This is a genomic window from Mesorhizobium sp. KR2-14 (assembly GCF_040049255.1).
GTDB lineage: Bacteria > Pseudomonadota > Alphaproteobacteria > Rhizobiales > Rhizobiaceae > Pseudaminobacter.
In genome coordinates, this window is sequence record NZ_JBDZDR010000004.1 from 354,160 (window position 1) to 371,255 (window position 17,096).

At 63.5% G+C, this 17,096-nt stretch carries 17 protein-coding genes; 15 read left to right on the top strand and 2 right to left on the bottom strand.

Annotated elements, in window-relative coordinates; all coding sequences use genetic code 11:
• Nucleotides 1–86 precede the first annotated feature (86 nt).
• The 11 genes from pyrH (at nt 87) to lpxB (ending at nt 11,332) form a co-directional block, all read left to right on the top strand.
• On the top strand, nt 87–809 hold the full coding sequence (pyrH, locus tag ABLE86_RS13870) for a UMP kinase (RefSeq protein WP_348779539.1): 723 nt from the start codon (nt 87–89) through the stop codon (nt 807–809).
• A 45-nt stretch (nt 810–854) separates the two neighbouring features.
• Nucleotides 855–1,415, top strand: a complete 561-nt coding sequence (gene frr / locus ABLE86_RS13875) for a ribosome recycling factor (RefSeq protein ID WP_348779540.1) — start codon at nt 855–857, stop codon at nt 1,413–1,415.
• A complete protein-coding gene (locus ABLE86_RS13880) occupies nt 1,412–2,173 on the top strand; it encodes an isoprenyl transferase (protein WP_348779633.1) in 762 nt (253 codons plus the stop codon). The genes frr and ABLE86_RS13880 overlap by 4 nt, the downstream gene beginning before the upstream one ends.
• Before the next feature lie 11 nt (nt 2,174–2,184).
• Entirely contained in the window at nt 2,185–2,997 is an 813-nt protein-coding gene (locus ABLE86_RS13885) for a phosphatidate cytidylyltransferase (RefSeq protein ID WP_348779634.1), read from the top strand.
• 107 nt (nt 2,998–3,104) lie between these two features.
• A complete protein-coding gene (gene rseP / locus ABLE86_RS13890; protein ID WP_348779541.1) occupies nt 3,105–4,244 on the top strand; it encodes an RIP metalloprotease RseP in 1,140 nt (379 codons plus the stop codon).
• 219 nt (nt 4,245–4,463) lie between these two features.
• A complete protein-coding gene (bamA, locus tag ABLE86_RS13895; RefSeq protein WP_348779542.1) occupies nt 4,464–6,866 on the top strand; it encodes an outer membrane protein assembly factor BamA in 2,403 nt (800 codons plus the stop codon).
• A gap of 51 nt (nt 6,867–6,917) precedes the next feature.
• Nucleotides 6,918–7,961 carry a UDP-3-O-(3-hydroxymyristoyl)glucosamine N-acyltransferase gene (gene lpxD / locus ABLE86_RS13900; RefSeq protein ID WP_348779543.1) on the top strand — a complete coding sequence of 348 codons (1,044 nt, stop codon included), beginning with the start codon at nt 6,918–6,920 and terminating at the stop codon, nt 7,959–7,961.
• A gap of 7 nt (nt 7,962–7,968) precedes the next feature.
• Nucleotides 7,969–8,436, top strand: a complete 468-nt coding sequence (gene fabZ / locus ABLE86_RS13905) for a 3-hydroxyacyl-ACP dehydratase FabZ (protein ID WP_348779544.1) — start codon at nt 7,969–7,971, stop codon at nt 8,434–8,436.
• 13 nt (nt 8,437–8,449) lie between these two features.
• Nucleotides 8,450–9,283 carry an acyl-ACP--UDP-N-acetylglucosamine O-acyltransferase gene (lpxA, locus tag ABLE86_RS13910; protein WP_348779545.1) on the top strand — a complete coding sequence of 278 codons (834 nt, stop codon included), beginning with the start codon at nt 8,450–8,452 and terminating at the stop codon, nt 9,281–9,283.
• Entirely contained in the window at nt 9,258–10,160 is a 903-nt protein-coding gene (lpxI, locus tag ABLE86_RS13915; RefSeq protein WP_348779546.1) for a UDP-2,3-diacylglucosamine diphosphatase LpxI, read from the top strand. Before lpxA ends, lpxI begins: the two co-directional genes overlap by 26 nt.
• Nucleotides 10,157–11,332: a lipid-A-disaccharide synthase gene (gene lpxB, locus ABLE86_RS13920; RefSeq protein ID WP_348779547.1), complete on the top strand. Its 1,176-nt coding sequence runs from the start codon at nt 10,157–10,159 to the stop codon at nt 11,330–11,332. Before lpxI ends, lpxB begins: the two co-directional genes overlap by 4 nt.
• 70 nt (nt 11,333–11,402) lie before the next feature.
• On the opposite strand, the gene ABLE86_RS13925 is transcribed toward lpxB, so the two are convergent.
• Entirely contained in the window at nt 11,403–12,617 is a 1,215-nt protein-coding gene (locus ABLE86_RS13925) for an NADP-dependent isocitrate dehydrogenase (RefSeq protein WP_348779548.1), read from the bottom strand.
• Nucleotides 12,618–12,877: 260 nt separating this feature from the next.
• Here ABLE86_RS13925 and ABLE86_RS13930 point away from each other — a divergent pair, with 260 nt between their 5' ends.
• The 4 genes from ABLE86_RS13930 (at nt 12,878) to rpsD (ending at nt 15,779) form a co-directional block, all read left to right on the top strand.
• A complete protein-coding gene (locus tag ABLE86_RS13930) occupies nt 12,878–13,744 on the top strand; it encodes an RNA methyltransferase (RefSeq protein WP_348779549.1) in 867 nt (288 codons plus the stop codon).
• Nucleotides 13,737–14,525, top strand: a complete 789-nt coding sequence (gene murI, locus ABLE86_RS13935) for a glutamate racemase (protein WP_348779550.1) — start codon at nt 13,737–13,739, stop codon at nt 14,523–14,525. The genes ABLE86_RS13930 and murI overlap by 8 nt, the downstream gene beginning before the upstream one ends.
• Nucleotides 14,526–14,681: 156 nt before the next feature.
• Nucleotides 14,682–14,870 carry a DUF3008 family protein gene (locus ABLE86_RS13940; protein ID WP_348779551.1) on the top strand — a complete coding sequence of 63 codons (189 nt, stop codon included), beginning with the start codon at nt 14,682–14,684 and terminating at the stop codon, nt 14,868–14,870.
• 291 nt (nt 14,871–15,161) lie between these two features.
• Nucleotides 15,162–15,779 carry a 30S ribosomal protein S4 gene (gene rpsD, locus ABLE86_RS13945; RefSeq protein ID WP_348779552.1) on the top strand — a complete coding sequence of 206 codons (618 nt, stop codon included), beginning with the start codon at nt 15,162–15,164 and terminating at the stop codon, nt 15,777–15,779.
• A 211-nt stretch (nt 15,780–15,990) separates the two neighbouring features.
• Here the strand turns inward: rpsD and ABLE86_RS13950 are convergent, their stop codons facing one another.
• Entirely contained in the window at nt 15,991–16,890 is a 900-nt protein-coding gene (locus ABLE86_RS13950) for a hypothetical protein (RefSeq protein WP_348779635.1), read from the bottom strand.
• Between the last annotated feature and the right edge of the window lie 206 nt (nt 16,891–17,096).

The window sequence follows — 17,096 nt, forward strand, 5'->3', positions numbered from 1 at the left end:
CGCAGCTTGCAATGCCGGTTGGCTGCACGGCGCCTCGCGCCGGCGTGCATTTCATTTAAACAAACAAAAGATCCAGCGAGGACAGGATGACGGTCAAACCCTTGTACCGGCGTGTGTTGCTGAAGGCGTCGGGTGAGGCGCTGATGGGTGAGCAGCATTTCGGCATCGACGTTTCGGTGGTGGACCGCATCGCCTCCGATATCGCTGAGGCCCGGGCCCTGGGCGTCGAAGTCGGCGTCGTCATCGGTGGCGGCAATATCTTTCGCGGCGTGGCCGTGGCCTCCAAGGGCGGCGACCGCGTGACCGGCGACCACATGGGTATGCTGGCCACCGTCATAAATTCGCTTGCGCTGCGCACCTCGCTGGTCAAGCAGGGCGTCGACGCGGTGGTGCTTTCGGCAATTGCCATGCCGGAGCTCTGCGAGAGCTTCTCCCAGCGCCAGGCGACCGCCTATATGAACGCGGGCAAGGTCGTGATTTTCGCCGGCGGCACCGGCAATCCCTTCTTCACCACCGATTCGGCCGCAGCGCTGCGCGCGGCAGAGATCGGCGCCGATGCGCTGTTCAAGGGCACGCAGGTTGACGGCGTCTATTCCTCCGATCCGAAGATCGACCCCACCGCGACGCGCTACGACCGCATTACCCATGCCGAGGTGATCGCCAAGGGGCTGACAATCATGGATACGGCAGCAATTGCGCTTGCGCGCGAAAACAACATTCCGATAATCGTCTACTCGATACACGAGCAGGGCGGTTTCGGTGAAATCCTCAGGGGCGGTGGCCGCTGCACGGTCGTCGCCGAAACGTAAACCGCAGTGATGGCCTGACGGACTTAAGGTCAAGGAGAGTAAGAGATGAGCAACGGGGCAGATTTCAACGACATCCAGAGGCGCATGGAAGGCGCGATCAACGCCTTCAAGCACGACCTGGCATCGCTGAGAACCGGGCGCGCGTCCAGCAACCTGCTCGATCCGATCCAGGTCCAGGCCTATGGCTCGGCCATGCCGATCACGCAGGTGGCCACCGTTTCCGTACCCGAACCGCGCATGATCTCGGTCTCGGTCTGGGACAAGTCGATGGTGGGTGCTGTCGACCGCGCCATTCGCGAATCCAATCTCGGCTTCAATCCGATCGTCGACGGCACCACGCTGCGCATTCCGCTGCCGGAACTCAACGAGCAGCGCCGCAAGGAACTCGTCAAGATCGCTCACACCTACGCCGAGAACGCCCGCGTGGCGGTGCGCCACGTGCGCCGCGATGGCATGGACCATCTCAAAAAGGCCCAGAAGGACGGCGAGATCAGCGAGGACGATTCCCGCACGCAGTCGGATCGGGTCCAGAAGCTCACCGACGAGACGATCAGCACGATCGACAGCCTTCTTTCCGGGAAGGAAGCCGAGATCATGCAGGTCTGAGGCGTGACTGGCCAAGCCGGCGGCATGAAAGCGAAGATATGACGACGCCTGCGCATGTCGCGATCATCATGGATGGAAACGGCCGTTGGGCAAAGGCGCGCGGGCTTCCGCGCGTCGCTGGCCATCGCGCAGGCGTGGAAGCGCTTCGCCAGACGGTGCGGGCTGCCGCAGACCAGGGAATTTCCTGGCTGACCGTCTACGCCTTCTCCTCGGAGAACTGGTCTCGGCCGAAATCCGAAGTCAGCGACCTGATGGGGCTGCTTCGCATATTCATCCGCCGCGATCTGGCCGAATTGCACCAGAACGGGGTGAGGGTGCGCATCATCGGGGAGCGCGACGGCCTGCAGCCCGACATTGCGGCACTGCTGCACGAAGCCGAGGCGCTCACCGCCGGCAATTCCGCCATCAATCTGGTCATCGCATTCAACTATGGCGGCCGCGACGAAATCGCGCGCGCGGCGCGCAAGATCGCCGAGCGGGTTGCCGCCGGAACTCTTGCGCCTGAAGACATTGACGTCGAAACCGTTTCCGCTGCTCTCGACACCGCCGAAATCCCCGATCCCGATCTGGTGATCCGCACCAGCGGCGAAATGCGCCTTTCCAACTTCCTGCTCTGGCAGGCAGCCTATAGTGAACTCGTATTCATGCCTTGCTACTGGCCCGATTTCACCAAGAGCCATCTGGCCGAGGCGCTGGAGCAGTACGCCTCCCGCGAGCGCCGTTTCGGCGGCTTGCTCGCCAGCGGCGCGGCATCTTGAGCACCAGACAAATGAGCAACCTGCAGCTTCGCGTCATTTCGGGCATCGTCATGGCGGTGGTGGTGCTGGGCCTCACCTGGCTCGGCGGCCTGCCGTTCCGCGTCCTGTCGTCAGCCATTTCGCTGGCGATCTTCTATGAATGGTGCGCCATGTCGCGCACCGAAGCCAATGGCGCGCATCAGTGGTTTTCGGCGGCTCTGCTCGCCGTGGTTCTGCTGGCGCTGCTTGGCGGTTTGCCTGCGGGCGGGGTGCTGCTTGCGCTGGCCGGTGCCGTTCTGGTGTCCGCCGGCTTCGGCCTCGTGCGCGGGCAGGGCAACTGGACTGCCGCCGGTCTCGCCTATGCCGGCCTGTCCGGCATCTCGCTGGCATTTCTGCGCGGGAGCGGCCAGACGGGGCTGATAGCCGTGCTGTTCCTGTTTGCCGTGGTGTGGGCGACGGACATCCTTGCCTATTTCGTCGGCCGCGCCGTCGGCGGCCCGAAGCTTGCTCCCTCGATCTCTCCTGGCAAGACCTGGAGCGGCGCCATTGGCGGCACGGCATGCGGCGTGGCTGCCGGCCTGGCGGTGGCGGTTTGGGCTGGCGCCTCGCTGCTCGTCATCCTGCCGGTGGCGATCCTCCTGTCCGTGATCTCGCAGATCGGCGACCTGTTCGAATCATGGGTCAAGCGCCGACACGGCGTAAAGGACTCCAGCCATCTCATTCCCGGCCATGGCGGCGTCATGGATCGCGTCGACGGGCTTGTTGCGGCGGCCTTCGCGCTGTACTTCATCGGCATGCTGCTTGGCGGCGTCGCGGATCCGGTTGGCGGGTTGTTCCCCCGCTAGTCAGCCTCCCGGGCCGGAATAGGCGAGCGGGCGCCTTGGATTTGCCGGGATCGGCATGACACTCGCGACGCGCGCTTGGCGGGACGATTTGTTTTGGGAGCATGACATTGAACGAGATACTTCCGGCGATGTTCGGCACCAGCAGCCTGCTTTTCGGCACGATTATCCCGTTCCTCTTCGTGTTGACGGTCGTCGTCTTCGTGCACGAGATGGGGCACTATCTGGTCGGCCGCTGGTGCGGCATCGGCATTAAGGCCTTCTCGATCGGCTTCGGCCCGGAACTGATCGGCTTCAACGACCGGCACGGAACGCGCTGGAAGCTTTCGGCCATCCCTCTTGGAGGCTACGTCAAGTTCGTCGGCGACATGAACGTGACGAGCGCCCCAGATGCCGAAGGCGCCGAAGCCTTGTCCGAAGCCGAGCGCAAGGTAGCCTTCCACACCCAGCCGGTTTGGAAGCGCGCCGCCACTGTGTTCGCCGGGCCGCTGTTCAACTTCCTGCTCACGATCGCCGTCTTCACCGTAATTTTCTCGCTCTATGGGCGCTTTGTCTCCGAGCCGATGGTAGCCGAGGTGCGGCCCGACAGCCCGGCCGCCGTGGCGGGCTTCGAGCCCGGCGACCGGTTCGTCAGCGTTGAAGGCGAGCGGGTGGAGACGTTTTCGGATGTCCAGCGCCTGGTTTCGGGCAGGACCGGCGAAAAGACAGTCTTCATGATGCTGCGCGGCGGCAAGGAAATCACCCTGACCGCCACGCCCGAGCCGATGGAGCAGACCGACGCGCTCGGCAACAAGCTCAAGGTCGGGGTCATCGGCGTCGTCAACGACGAGCAGCTCGGCCGACCGCGGATCATCCACTACAGCCCGGTCAGCGCCTTCGTCGAGGCGGTGAACGAAACCGGCACCATCATTGCCCGTACCGGACAGTTCCTGCAGCGTTTCGTGGTCGGTCGCGAGGACAAGTGCCAGCTCGGCGGCCCCGTCAAGATAGCCGGCATGGCGGGCAAGGCGGCCAAGCTCGGCTTCGAATGGCTGGTCCAGCTCGTCGCTTTCCTGTCTGTGGGAATTGGATTTCTCAACCTGTTGCCGATTCCCCCGCTGGACGGCGGCCATCTGCTCTTCTATGGCGTGGAGGCAGTCATCCGTCGCCCGGTGCCGGAGCGGATGATAGAGACATTCTATCGAATCGGCATGCTGATCGTTTTGGGCTTCATGATGTTCGTTTTCTGGAACGATCTGTTTGGATGCTGAAATTTATGAAGAAATTTGGCCAGCGCAGGGGCTCGTTGAGAGGGCGTTTACCATCCGCGTCGATATGCGTGACGCGAATGTCACGCGGGAACGCTAAGTAAATGCAAATTAACCAGAAGCCTTGCGTGTAGGGAAAATCCGGTTAATACGGTAGGGGAAATTGGCCGCACGTCCGGTTTTCTCGCCGTGGGGACTACGAGAAAAAGGTATAATAGCCCGATGAAGGCAGCATCGAATTTTCTAAGCGCCGCGTCCGCGGTGGCTATGTCCGCTTCTTTGGCCGTTCCGGGGGCCGCCGTCGTGCAGCTTTCCGCTGTTTCGGTCGCTTCGGCTGCGGTTATCAGCAATGTCGAAGTGCGGGGCAACAAGCGCATCGAGGCGTCGACGATTCGTGACTACGTTGCCGTTCGTCCCGGCAAGTCGTTTTCCGCCGCCGATATCGACGAGGCCGTAAAGCGCCTCTTCGCCACCGGGCTGTTCTCCGACGTCCGCATCAACCAGGTGGGCTCCACGCTGGTCGTGCAGGTTTCCGAGTTGCAGGTCGTCAATCAGGTCCTGTTCCAGGGCAACAAGAAGATCAAGGACGCGCAGCTCTCCGGTACGGTGCAGCTCAAGCCGCGCGGCGCCTTCTCGACCGCGACGATGGAAGCTGACGCCGAGGCGATCCGCGAGTCCTATCGCCGTATCGGCCGCAACGACGCTACGGTGACCCCGCAGGTCATGGATCTGGGCGAAAACCGCGTCAACGTCGTCTTCAACATCAAGGAAGGCGAGCGCACCAAGATCGCCGCGATCAATTTCGTCGGCAATCACGCCTTCGGCTCGCGCCGCCTGGCCGATGTGATCTCGACCAAGAAGTCGACGATCCTGTCCTTCCTGCTGCGCGACGACGTCTATGACGAGCAGCGCCTGCGTGCCGACGAAGAGGCGCTTCGCCGCTTTTACTACAACCGTGGCTATGCCGATTTCCGCGTGGTCTCGGCGTCCGGCGACCTCAATGAGGCGACCAACACCTACACCGTGACCATCACGGTCGACGAAGGCGATCGCTATACCTTCGGCGATGTTGCCGTCGAGACCTCGATCCCCGAACTCAATGCGGCCGAGCTGCAGTCGATCGTGAAGACCCGCTCTGGCGGCGTCTACAGCGCCAAGAATGTCGAGGAATCGATCATCGCGCTGACGGAATCGGTTGCGGGCAAGGGCTACGCCTTCGCGCAGGTCACGCCGCGCGGTGACCGCAACTTCCAGAACCACACCATCTCGGTCGCCTATACCATCGACCAGGGTGCAAAGGCCTATGTCGAGCGCATCGAGATCCGTGGCAACGACTACACCCGCGACTATGTGATTCGCCGCGAGTTCGACGTCAGCGAAGGCGATGCCTTCAATCAGGTGCTGATCCAGCGTGCGAAGAAGCGCCTTGAGGGCCTTGGTTTCTTTGAGAGCGTTCAGGTTTCGACCGCGCCAGGCAGCGAGCCCGATCAGGTCGTGCTCGTCGTCGATGTGGTGGAGAAGGCCAGCGGGGAGTTCTCGATCGGCGCCGGCTACACCTCTGGCGGCGAGGCGCCCGGCCCGTCGGTGGAAGGCTCCATCACCGAGCGCAATTTCCTCGGCCGCGGCCAGTATATCCGCCTCTCGGCCGGTGGCGGCCGGAACGCGCGCGACTTCATGGTCTCGTTCACCGAGCCCTATTTCCTGGGCAGCCGCGTCGCGGCGGGCTTCGACGTCTATCGTCAGACCCGTACCTTCACCAACTACGAGAACGAGCTGAACGGCGGCACGGTCCGCTTCGGCCTTCCGATTACCGAAACCCTGTCGACGCAGCTCGCCTACAACCTGACCCAGGAAAAGTACAAGTTCCGGGGCGATTGCACGGTCGAGAACGCCGGTAAGGAGTCGGATGATCCAACCAAGGCCGCGCCCTGCGGTCCTGATGAGATTTCTCCGGCCATCGTCGACGGCGTCAAGAACAGCCCGTGGGTGAAATCGTCGGTTTCCGGCACATTGCTCTACAACACCATCGACGACATGAAGAACCCGCATTCGGGTATCTACGCGGCGTTGACCACGGAAGTGGCGGGTCTTGGCGGCGATGCCAGGTTTGTGAAGGTCACCGGCCGCAGCAGCTACTATCAGACCCTGTCGGAAGAGTATGACATCGTCGGTCTGGCGAGCGTTGGCGGCGGTCACGTCGCGGGCTACGGTTCCGACAATCTGCGTATCTTCGATCACTTCCAGAGCAATGATCGCATGATCCGCGGTTTCGAATATGGCGGCATCGGCCCGTACGATCCTCGGAACGACGATCATGTCGGCGGCACCAGCTATCTCAATGCTTCGGCCGAAGCTCAGTTCGCGCTCCCGGTCATTCCGGAGAGCCTCGGGCTGCGCGGCGCAGTCTTCGCCGACGCGGCCACCCTGTTCGGCAACAAGATTCCTGTCAGTCAGGGCGGTGTGGACATCGTCGGCAAGGGCATGGAATGGCGTGCATCGATTGGCGCCGGCCTGATCTGGGCCTCGCCGTTCGGTCCGCTGCGCGTCGACTACGCCATCCCGGTCGTCAAGCAGGATGGGGATGCGGTGCAGAACTTCAACTTCGGTATTTCGACCCGCTTCTGATCGAAAGCTGGCAAACTTCCGGGCCGTCTGGGCCCGGAAGAAAAGGTACACATGTCCGACCCGGTCTTCTTCGTGCCGTCGCGCCGTTTCACGGCGCTTGAGATCGCGAACCTCACCGGCGCGGAGCTCGTCGATGCCAGCCTTGCCGAGAAGGTGGTTTCCACCATTGCTCCCGCCAGTGAAGGCAGCAGCGACGCCCTGGTTTTCATCGAAGGCAAGCGCAATGCCGGCAGCGTGGAGAGGCTTCGCGCTGCCGCGGTGCTCTGCACGCCGGATATAAGCGGTTTGATTCCTTCGGGAATCGCGGTTCTGGTTACGCCCAAGCCGCAGGTGGCTTTCGCCCAGGTCGGCCGGCTTTTGTTCCCCGCTGCCGCTACGCCCAGCACCATGACCGGCGAGACCGGTATCTCGCCGCGCGCATATGTGGATGCCAGCGCGAAACTTGAAGACGGGGTGATCGTCGAGGCTGGCGCGGTGATCGGTCCCGGCGTTGCCATCGGCACCGGCACCATCATCGCCCCCAACGCCGTGATTGCGGCCAATACGCAGATCGGTCGCGACTGTTATGTCGGCCCGAATGCCAGCGTCCAGTGTGCGTTCGTCGGCAATCGCGTCGTCATCCACAGCGGCGCCAGCGTCGGCCGCGAGGGCTTCGGCTTCGTCGGCGGCGCCCGCGGGCCCGAACGCATCCCGCAAATCGGCCGCGTCATCGTCCAGGACGACGTCGAGATCGGAGCCAACACCACGGTGGACCGCGGCACCATGGCCGATACGATCATTGGCGAGGGCACAAAGATCGACAATCTGGTCCAGATCGCCCACAACGTGCGCATCGGCCGCGGCTGCATCATTGCCGGGCACTGCGGCATTTCCGGTTCCGTCACCATCGGCGACTACGTCATGATGGGCGGTCGCGTCGGCCTTGCCGATCACCTCACGATCGGTAGCGGCGCCAAGCTGGCCGCTGCCAGCGGTTTCATGAACGACGTGCCTGCCGGCGAAGTGTGGGCTGGCCTGCCGGCTCGGCCCATGATGGAATTCATGCGCGATGTTGCCACCATCCGCAAATTGTCATCAAAGCCCAAGAGGGGGTGAGACGAACATGGCCGATAACGCCGTAACGACACTCGAAGCTGTCGATATTCTCGGTCTTCTGAAGTTGCTGCCGCACCGCTATCCGATGCTGCTGGTGGACAGGATTGTCGACATCGACGGCGACAATTCCGCGGTCGGCATCAAGAACGTCACGTTCAACGAGCCGCATTTCGCCGGCCATTTCCCGGACCAGCCAGTCATGCCGGGCGTGCTCATCATCGAGGCGATGGCGCAGACCGCCGGCGCGATCTGCATCAAGAGCCAGGGCGACGACAAGCCGTCGCTCGTCTATTTCATGACCATCGACAACGCCAAGTTCAGGCGGCCGGTGGTTCCGGGCGATCGTCTTCACATCCATGTGAAGAAGTTGAAAAAGCGCGGCAATATCTGGCGTTTCGCTTGCGAAGCCATGGTTGACGGGGCAAAGGCTGCGGAAGCGGAAATTTCGGCGATGATGTCGCCGCCCACGGCCTGACCAGCGAGAATTTATGCAGACTGAAACCTTCGTCCATCCATCGGCCGTTGTCGAGCCGGGAGCGCAGCTTGGTGCCGGCGCACACATCGGGCCATTCTGCCATGTCGGCCCAGAGGTGGTGATCGGCGCGGGCACGCGGCTCATCAGCCATGTCACCGTCCTCGGCGCCACCACCCTTGGCGAGAACTGCACCGTGCACTCGCAGGCCGTGCTGGGCGGTTTGCCGCAGAACATGAGCCACAAGGGCGGCCGCACGACGCTGACGATCGGCAACAACTGCACGATCCGCGAATTCGTCACCATGAACACCGGTACGGACAATTCGCGCGGCGCAACCATCGTCGGCGACAACTGCAACTTCCTTGCCTATTGCCATGTCGCGCATGACTGCGTCATCGGCAACAACGTCACCTTCGCCAACGGCGCCACGCTGGCCGGCCATTGCGAGATCGGCGACAATGTCGGCATTGGCGGCCTGAGCGCGGTGCACCAGTTCGTGCGCGTCGGCCGCAACGCATTCCTCGCCGGCGGCTCCATGATCGCGGGCGACGTGATTCCCTTCGGCATCGCCGTGGGTAACCGCGCGAAGCTGCGCGGCCTCAACATGGTCGGCCTGCGGCGCTCGGGCATGTCGAAGGCGGAAATCAACACGTTGCTGCGCGCTTACAGAACGATCTTCGACCGCAGCCGTCCCGTCAGCGAGAATATCGAGATCGCGCGGGCTGAGTTTGCGGATTCGCCGACCGCGATGCTGATCGTCGATTTCATCAGCGACCGCGGCAAGCGCCACTACACCGTTCCGCCAGTGAAGGGTGCCGTCGATGACGACGCCGACGATCAGGACTGAGCCGGAGATCCGGATCAAGCTTGCTCCCGGAGACAGGGTAGGTATCGTCGCGGGCAGCGGAAGACTGCCCATCAACGTGGCCGAGCGCCTGGTCGCAAGCGGCCATGCGCCCTTCGTGGCCATGATCGAGGGCGAGGCAGACCCCGCATCTCCGCTGGCCGCTTGCGAGCACGATTTCCTCGAACTGGAAAACTTTGCCGGCCTCGTGCCGATGCTGAAACGCCGCGGTGTCACCCATGTCATCCTGGCCGGCGGCGTAGACCGTCGCCCGAAATGGCAGAAGGTGCGCCCCAGCCTCATGCTGTTGAGAATACTTCCGCGGGCAATCGCCGCCCTGACGCGTGGCGACGACGGGTTGCTGTCGGCTCTCGTCAAGGGCCTGGAAGGCTTTGGCCTCAAGGTCGTGGGCGCGCATGAGGTCGTGCCCGACCTGCTCGCGCCCTCCGGCCTCATGACGCGCGCAGCGCCGCAGAAAGCCGATTGGGCGGATCTTGATGCCGGTCTGGAGGCGGCGCTGGCTATCGGCCGGCTGGATATCGGCCAGGGCGCGGTTTCCGTCGGCGGCCGCGTTATCGCCCTGGAGGGCATCGAAGGCACGGATTGTCTGCTTGCGCGCGTGGCCGACATGCGTGACCATGGCCGCCTCGCGGGCAGGAAACGGGGGGTTCTGGTGAAGTGCGCCAAGCCGGGGCAGGAGAGGCGGGCCGACCTGCCCGCAATCGGGCCGACCACCGTCGAGGGCGCCCACTCGGCCGGCCTTGCCGGCATTGGCGTGGAGGCCGGCAGCGCCTTCGTGCTCGACTACGGCGAGATGGTGAAGCGCGCGGATGAGCTCGGGCTGTTCGTTATCGGCCTGACCGCCGGTGAGCGGAAATGACGGTTTCGCCGCCGCTAAAAATTGCAATCGTGGCCGGAGAAGAGTCCGGGGATCTCCTTGGCGCAGATCTCGTTCGCGCCTTGCAGCGCGCCACGGGGCGCGATGTGGAACTGGTTGGCATTGGCGGCCGCCACCTTCAGGCGCTGGGCCTGAACCCGCTTTTCGACGGCAGCGAGATCGCCCTGATGGGCTTTACCGCGATCCTGCGCGACCTGCCGCGGCTGATCCGCCGCATTGGCGAAACGGCCAGGGCAATCGCCGCCTCGAAGCCAGACTGCCTCATCACCATCGATAGCCCGGATTTTTCGCTGCGCGTCACCACCAAGGTGCGCGCGCTGAACCCCGACATTCCCATCGTCCATTATGTCTGCCCCAGCGTTTGGGCGTGGCGGCCGGGGCGAGCCAAGGCCATGCGGCCGCATGTCGACCGGGTACTGTGCATCCTGCCGTTCGAAGTTTCGGAACTCGACCGCCTCGGGGGTCCTCCGGGCACCTATGTCGGCCACCGGCTGACGCAGGAGCCGGGTGTGATCGCTGCATCCGCCGCTCAGGCGCAACCGCGCGACCTTTGGGCCTCGCGGGAAAAGACGCTGCTTCTGCTGCCCGGCTCCCGCCGCGGCGAGGTTAGGGGTCTTCTGGAGCCTTTCGGCGAGACGGTGACGGCGCTGCGTGCGCGTGGCCACCGCCTGCGGCTTCTCCTGCCTACCGTGCCGCACGTGGCCGAAACTGTCCATGCCGCCGTTGCCGGCTGGGAACAGCAGCCCGAAATCATCCTGGAGCCGTCGCGCAAATGGCAGGCCTTTGGAGAGGCCGATGCCGCGCTGATCGCTTCGGGCACAGTGTCGCTCGAGCTGGCGCTGTCGGGAGTGCCAATGGTTTCGGCCTACAAGCTCGACGCCATCGCCAGGGTCCTGCAGGGCATGGTCACCGTATGGTCCGCACTTCTGCCCAACCTGATTGCGGATCGCGCAATCGTGCCGGAATTTTATGATCGCTATGTGCGGCCTGAAAACCTGGCCCGGCAGCTTGAGGCGCTCTTTGAGGACACCGGCTTCCGCGCCTGGCAGAAGGACGGTTTTGCGGAAGTCGCCCGACGCATGGCAACCTCCCGACCCTCCGGCGAGATCGCGGCCGAAGCAGTGCTTGCCGAGATCGCGAGAAAAGCTGACTAGCTGGCCGGCTGACTTCACAATGAAGTAGCCCCGGATCACTCCGGGGCTTTTTCCGTCAGGGCTGCGTGTCTCAGGCCGACATCGCGGCGCGCAGGTTCTCGTCGATCTTGTCGAGGAAACCGGTGGTGGAGAGCCAGGGCTGGTCGGGGCCGATCAGCAGCGACAGGTCCTTGGTCATGAAGCCGGCTTCAACGGTCTGCACGCAGACGCGCTCCAGCGCGTCGGCGAACTTCTTCAGCTCGGCGTTGTTGTCCAGCTTGGCCCGGTGGGCCAGGCCGCGCGTCCACGCGAAGATCGAGGCGATCGAGTTGGTCGAGGTTTCCTCGCCCTTCTGGTGCTGGCGGTAGTGGCGGGTAACGGTGCCGTGGGCGGCCTCGGCCTCAACCGTCTTGCCATCCGGCGTCATCAGCACCGAGGTCATCAGGCCGAGCGAGCCGAAGCCCTGCGCAACCGTGTCAGACTGCACGTCGCCGTCGTAGTTCTTGCACGCCCACACATAGCCGCCCGACCACTTCAGGCTGGAAGCGACCATGTCGTCGATCAGGCGGTGTTCGTACCAGATCTTCTTTTCCTTGAACCGCGCCTCGAATTCCTGCTCGTAGACCTCCTGGAACAGGTCCTTGAAGCGGCCGTCATAGGCCTTGAGGATGGTGTTCTTGGTCGACAGATAGACCGGGTAGCCGCGCAGCAGGCCATAGTTCAACGAGGCGCGAGCAAAATCGCGGATCGACTCGTCGAGGTTGTACATGGCCATTGCCACGCCCGAGCTCGGCGCGTCGAACACCTCGTGCTCGATGACCTGGCCGTCTTCGCCCACGAACTTGATGGTCAGCTTGCCCTTGCCGGGGAACTTGAAGTCGGTGGCGCGGTACTGGTCGCCGAAGGCGTGACGGCCGACGATGATCGGCTGGGTCCAGCCCGGCACCAGGCGCGGCACGTTCTTGGCGATGATGGGCTCGCGGAAGATCACGCCACCGAGGATGTTGCGGATGGTGCCGTTGGGCGACTTCCACATCTTCTTGAGGCCGAATTCCTCGACGCGCGCCTCGTCGGGCGTGATGGTCGCGCACTTGACGCCGACGCCGTACTGCTTGATCGCGTTCGCCGCGTCGACCGTCACCTGGTCGTCGGTGGCGTCGCGGTGCTGGATGCTGAGGTCGTAGTACTTCAGATCGATGTCGAGGTAGGGGTGGATCAGCTTTTCTTTGATGAACTGCCAGATGATGCGGGTCATCTCGTCGCCGTCGAGTTCGACGACGGGATTGTCCACCTTGATTTTTGTCATTGAAATGCCTCGTTCTGGGAGCGGAACCCGATGGTTCCAGCGGTTTTACGAAGGGAGTCCGGGCCCCTATAGCAAAGCGGGGGGAACCGCGCAAACGCTACCGCCCCGCCATGGGCAGGCGGCTTGCCGCGGCAGCCCAGTCCAGGCGCGGAAGGGCAGAATTGCAGCCGAAAATACCGCACCGGCCATGCCTGCGGCGGTTTCGTTTCGTTTAAACTTGTGCAAGACAGGGCGCCGGAAAACCGGCTTTGAATAGGACAATGGCAGGCACGGATCGCGACAAAACCCTCATCACCGGCGGCCCGGCAATCATCCTGGTCGAGCCGCAGCTGGGCGAGAACATCGGCATGGTGGCGCGCGCCATGGCCAATTTCGGGCTTTCGGAACTGCGGCTGGTCAATCCACGCGACGGCTGGCCGAGCGAGAAGGCGCGTGCGGCCGCGAGCAAGGCAGACCATGTCATAGATGGCGTGGTGGTGTTCGAGACGCTGGAGCAGGCGGTGGCCGACCTGAACTTCGTCTTCGCCACCACGGCGCGCGAGCGTGACGGCTTCAAGCCTGTACGCGGCCCGGAAGAGGCGGGAACGGCGCTGCGCGGGCGCACGGCGGCTGGCGAGCGCACCGGCATTCTGTTCGGGCGCGAGCGCTTCGGCCTGTCGAACGAGGAAGTCGCCCTGGCCGACGAGATCGTCACCTTCCCGGTCAACCCGGCTTTCGCCTCGCTCAACATCGCCCAGGCGGTGCTGCTGATGTCCTATGAATGGATGAAGTCCGGCTTCGTGACCGGCGAGCAGACGCCGTTCACGGGCCCGGAGCTGACCCCGGCCAGCAAGGAACAGCTGAACGGCATGATCGGGCATCTGGAGGCCGCGCTTGACGCGCGTGGCTATTTCCGCCCCGCGGCCAAGAAGCCGAAGATGGTCGACAATCTGCGCGCCGTGCTGACCCGTCCGGCCTTCACGCTGGAAGAGATCAAGCTTCTGCGCGGTGTGATATCATCGCTGGATTATTTCTCGCCGAAGGCACCGCGCGGTGCGGGCTATCCGGAAAGAAAAGCGAAAGCAGATCGTGATACGCATGACGTCAACGAGACCGTGAAAGGCGAGGGACCCTCGAAGGATGACTGATCGGCCGGTGCTGATGTTCGATTCCGGCATTGGCGGGCTCACCGTGCTGCGCGAGGCGCGCGTGCTGATGCCCGACCGCCGTTTCGTCTATGTGGCCGACGATTCCGGCTTTCCCTATGGCGACTGGGAGGAAGAGGCGCTGAAGCGGCGCATCGTGGACCTCTTCGCCGGGCTGCTCGAGACCCATCGGCCGGAAATAGCGGTCATTCCTTGCAACACAGCCTCCACGCTCGTTCTGTCGGACCTGCGTGCCGCGTTCCCGCAAACGCCTTTCGTTGGCACCGTGCCGGCCATCAAGCCTGCGGCCGAGCGCACTCGGTCCGGGCTCATTTCGGTTCTCGCCACGCCGGGCACAGTCAAGCGTGCCTACACGCGCGACCTTATCCAGTCCTTCGCCAATGAGTGCCATGTGCGGCTGGTCGGCAGCCAGAATCTGGCCCGCATGGCGGAGGCCTATATCCGTGGTACGGCGCTGGACGATCAGGCCGTCAAGGCCGAGATCTCGCCCTGTTTCGTCGAGCAGGATGGCCAGCGCACCGACATCGTCGTGCTGGCCTGCACCCACTATCCGTTTCTGGCCAATGTGTTCCGCCGGCTTGCACCCTGGCCGGTAGACTGGCTGGATCCCGCCGAGGCGATTGCGCGCCGTGCGCTGTCGCTCCTCGCGCCGTCCACGAACACCGAGCCGGAGCACGAGCCCGACGTGGCGATCTTCACCTCCGGCAAGCCGGATTTCCCCACGCGCCGGCTGATGCAGGGTTTCGGCCTTTCGGTAGGTTGAGCGTTTTATCGGAACCTGATGCCGATCCGCGGGTTTTCCTGATTGCGCCGTGCGTCCGATTGGACGCGCAAGGGGTAACGACCTGCCCGGCAGAACCTTCTCCAAACACCTCCGATGTTGAGATGGCGCGCGGGGCCGTCACAAGGAGTCGAAACCATGCCTGCCACATCCAAAGCCCAGCAAAAGGCAGCCGGGGCCGCGCTTGCGGCCAAGCGGGGCGAAACCAAGGTCAGCTCGCTCAAAGGCGCGTCCAAGCAGATGTACGAATCGATGAGCGAGAAGCAGCTCGAGGAATTCGCCGAGACCAAGCGCGAAGGCCTGCCCGAGCACAAGGCCAAGCACTGACTTATGCACGCGGGCACCAGCGCCGGTCGCTGAGAGCCGGCCGGTGCTGGACGCCGGTGTGTAGAACAGCTACTTTCCGTAAGCACTCGTCCAAATGCGTTGACTTTCCGCGCGGCGTCACATATTGACCCGCCAGCCGTGCAGCGATGCGCGGTCTACGTGTCCCGTGGGTTTTTCCGCCAGCTTTGCGCGGGAAATCCTGTCAGGTCTCGATAAAGGAGGCCAGAGGAGGGCGCGTTTCCTTCGCTCGGAGCATGAGGTTCCGGGCATATTTGTTTGAAAGGGAATGCGATGAGCAAGCGCGAATCCGCCAAGTATAAACTCGACCGCCGTCTTGGCGAAAACATCTGGGGCCGTCCGAAGTCTCCGGTCAACAAGCGCGAATACGGCCCGGGCCAGCACGGCCAGCGCCGCAAGGGCAAGCTCTCGGACTTCGGTCTGCAGCTGCGCGCCAAGCAGAAGCTGAAGGGCCACTACGGCGACATTTCGGAAAAGCAGTTCCGCAAGACCTATGACGAGGCCAACCGCCGCAAGGGCGATACGCCGGAGCACCTGATTGGCCTGCTGGAGTCGCGCCTGGACGCCATCGTCTACCGCGCCAAGTTCGTTCCGACGATCTTCGCTGCACGCCAGTTCGTCAACCACGGCCACATCAACGTGAACGGCCGCCGCGTCAACATCGCTTCGTACCGCTGCAAGGCCGGCGACGTGATCGAGGTCCGCGAGAAGTCGAAGCAGCTCACCATCGTTCTGGAAGCTGTCTCCCTCGCTGAGCGTGACGTGCCGGAATACATCGAAGTCGACCACAACAAGATGGTCGCCACCTATCTGCGCGTGCCCGGCCTTTCCGACGTGCCGTTTGCGGTCCAGATGGAACCGAACCTGGTCGTCGAATTCTACTCGCGCTGATTTCGGTCATCGCTACGATTTTTCAAAGGCCGCCTTCGGGCGGCCTTTGTCATTTCAGGCTCTGTTGATTGCGGCAGTCGTTCTCTGAATGCGCCTCGGCCTGGAATGAGGCAGCCTGCGACGTACCGCCCGGCGCTAACGGGTATCCAGGGAAAAGGCAGCAGCCTCACCGACGGACCGAAGCAGCAAAATCGGCGAACTTGGCGCCCGCTCAGTCCGCGCCGTCGTCGGGATCGGTCGCGTTGTTCTCATTGGCCACGACCTCGACGTCCTGATTGTGCCCGGCAACGACCGTGAAATCGCGCTGGTAGATGCGATCACGGTTCTTGGCCACGATGGTGTAGTCGCCTTCGGAAAGCACCATGGAGGCAAAGGCGCCGACGCTTTCGCGAACCGGATCTCCGGATGTCGTCAGCACCGACCAGGAGGTGTCGGCCAGCGCCTCGCCGCCTTCTTCGCGCACCAGCTTGAGCGTCACTTCAGCGGCGCGGTGCTCGACGGTTGCCTCCGTCAGCTTGCCGGCCTCCACGCGGATGTCGGACCGGATCACCGCATTCACAGAGCCGTAGGTGGAGACGACGTGATAAGTGCCGGCGTTGAGCCGAACGATGGAGTTGGCGCTCACATCCGGAATGATCAGCGCGCGGTCGCCGTCTGCGCCGGCCTGCGCCTCGTAGATCGAGAAGCGCAGCTTGTCGGAAGGAATGCGCACGCCGCCGGCCAGAACCGCATCGAGCTTCAGCCCGCCCGCATCCAGCACAACGTTTTCGTGCTTGGGCTGCGAGCCGACGGTAATGCGCTTCGTGGCCCCCGCGCGCCCGAACGAGGCATGAACCAGATAGCTGCCCGGCTCCAGCCGGAACAGGCTGGTGCCGCCCTCTGCCGAGGCGACCAGCGGCAGCTTCCCGTCAGGCCCCGGCTCCGGGCGAAACACCCGCCACACCAGTCCGCGATTGATCTCGCTGCCCTTGTCGGTCAGCTTCGCCGCAAGCGTCACCTCGCCGGTCGCCTGCGGGCCGGCCGGCGTGCCGCCGTGGGACGACGAATAGCCGGTGATGGCGGGCAGCTTGAGGCCCTGAATCGGGTTGACCTCCTCGGCCGAACTCGCCATGGGCGACAGCGCAAATGCCGCGGCAGCGGCAATGGTCGGCAAATGTCTTGAGAATCCGGCGAGCATGGCTTGTTTGAAGCGGAATGCGGTGGCAATTTCAAGTCAGCAGTTCAAGCGCCAGTACCGCAAATAGCCAAAAGCCGCCGCAGCTCTGTCGGCCGCGCTTCAGCCAAAAAACCAGGAGAATGCCGTGACGCAGTCACCGA

Coding starts and splice junctions, on each gene's coding strand:
- pyrH (WP_348779539.1), top strand. CDS start 87: ATGACGGTCAAACCCTTGTACCGGCGTGTGTTGCTGAAGGCGTCGGGT.
- frr (WP_348779540.1), top strand. CDS start 855: ATGAGCAACGGGGCAGATTTCAACGACATCCAGAGGCGCATGGAAGGC.
- ABLE86_RS13885 (WP_348779634.1), top strand. CDS start 2,185: ATGAGCAACCTGCAGCTTCGCGTCATTTCGGGCATCGTCATGGCGGTG.
- bamA (WP_348779542.1), top strand. CDS start 4,464: ATGAAGGCAGCATCGAATTTTCTAAGCGCCGCGTCCGCGGTGGCTATG.
- lpxD (WP_348779543.1), top strand. CDS start 6,918: ATGTCCGACCCGGTCTTCTTCGTGCCGTCGCGCCGTTTCACGGCGCTT.
- fabZ (WP_348779544.1), top strand. CDS start 7,969: ATGGCCGATAACGCCGTAACGACACTCGAAGCTGTCGATATTCTCGGT.
- lpxA (WP_348779545.1), top strand. CDS start 8,450: ATGCAGACTGAAACCTTCGTCCATCCATCGGCCGTTGTCGAGCCGGGA.
- lpxI (WP_348779546.1), top strand. CDS start 9,258: ATGACGACGCCGACGATCAGGACTGAGCCGGAGATCCGGATCAAGCTT.
- lpxB (WP_348779547.1), top strand. CDS start 10,157: ATGACGGTTTCGCCGCCGCTAAAAATTGCAATCGTGGCCGGAGAAGAG.
- ABLE86_RS13925 (WP_348779548.1), bottom strand. CDS start 12,617: ATGACAAAAATCAAGGTGGACAATCCCGTCGTCGAACTCGACGGCGAC.
- ABLE86_RS13930 (WP_348779549.1), top strand. CDS start 12,878: ATGGCAGGCACGGATCGCGACAAAACCCTCATCACCGGCGGCCCGGCA.
- murI (WP_348779550.1), top strand. CDS start 13,737: ATGACTGATCGGCCGGTGCTGATGTTCGATTCCGGCATTGGCGGGCTC.
- ABLE86_RS13940 (WP_348779551.1), top strand. CDS start 14,682: ATGCCTGCCACATCCAAAGCCCAGCAAAAGGCAGCCGGGGCCGCGCTT.
- rpsD (WP_348779552.1), top strand. CDS start 15,162: ATGAGCAAGCGCGAATCCGCCAAGTATAAACTCGACCGCCGTCTTGGC.
- ABLE86_RS13950 (WP_348779635.1), bottom strand. CDS start 16,890: ATGGCGAGTTCGGCCGAGGAGGTCAACCCGATTCAGGGCCTCAAGCTG.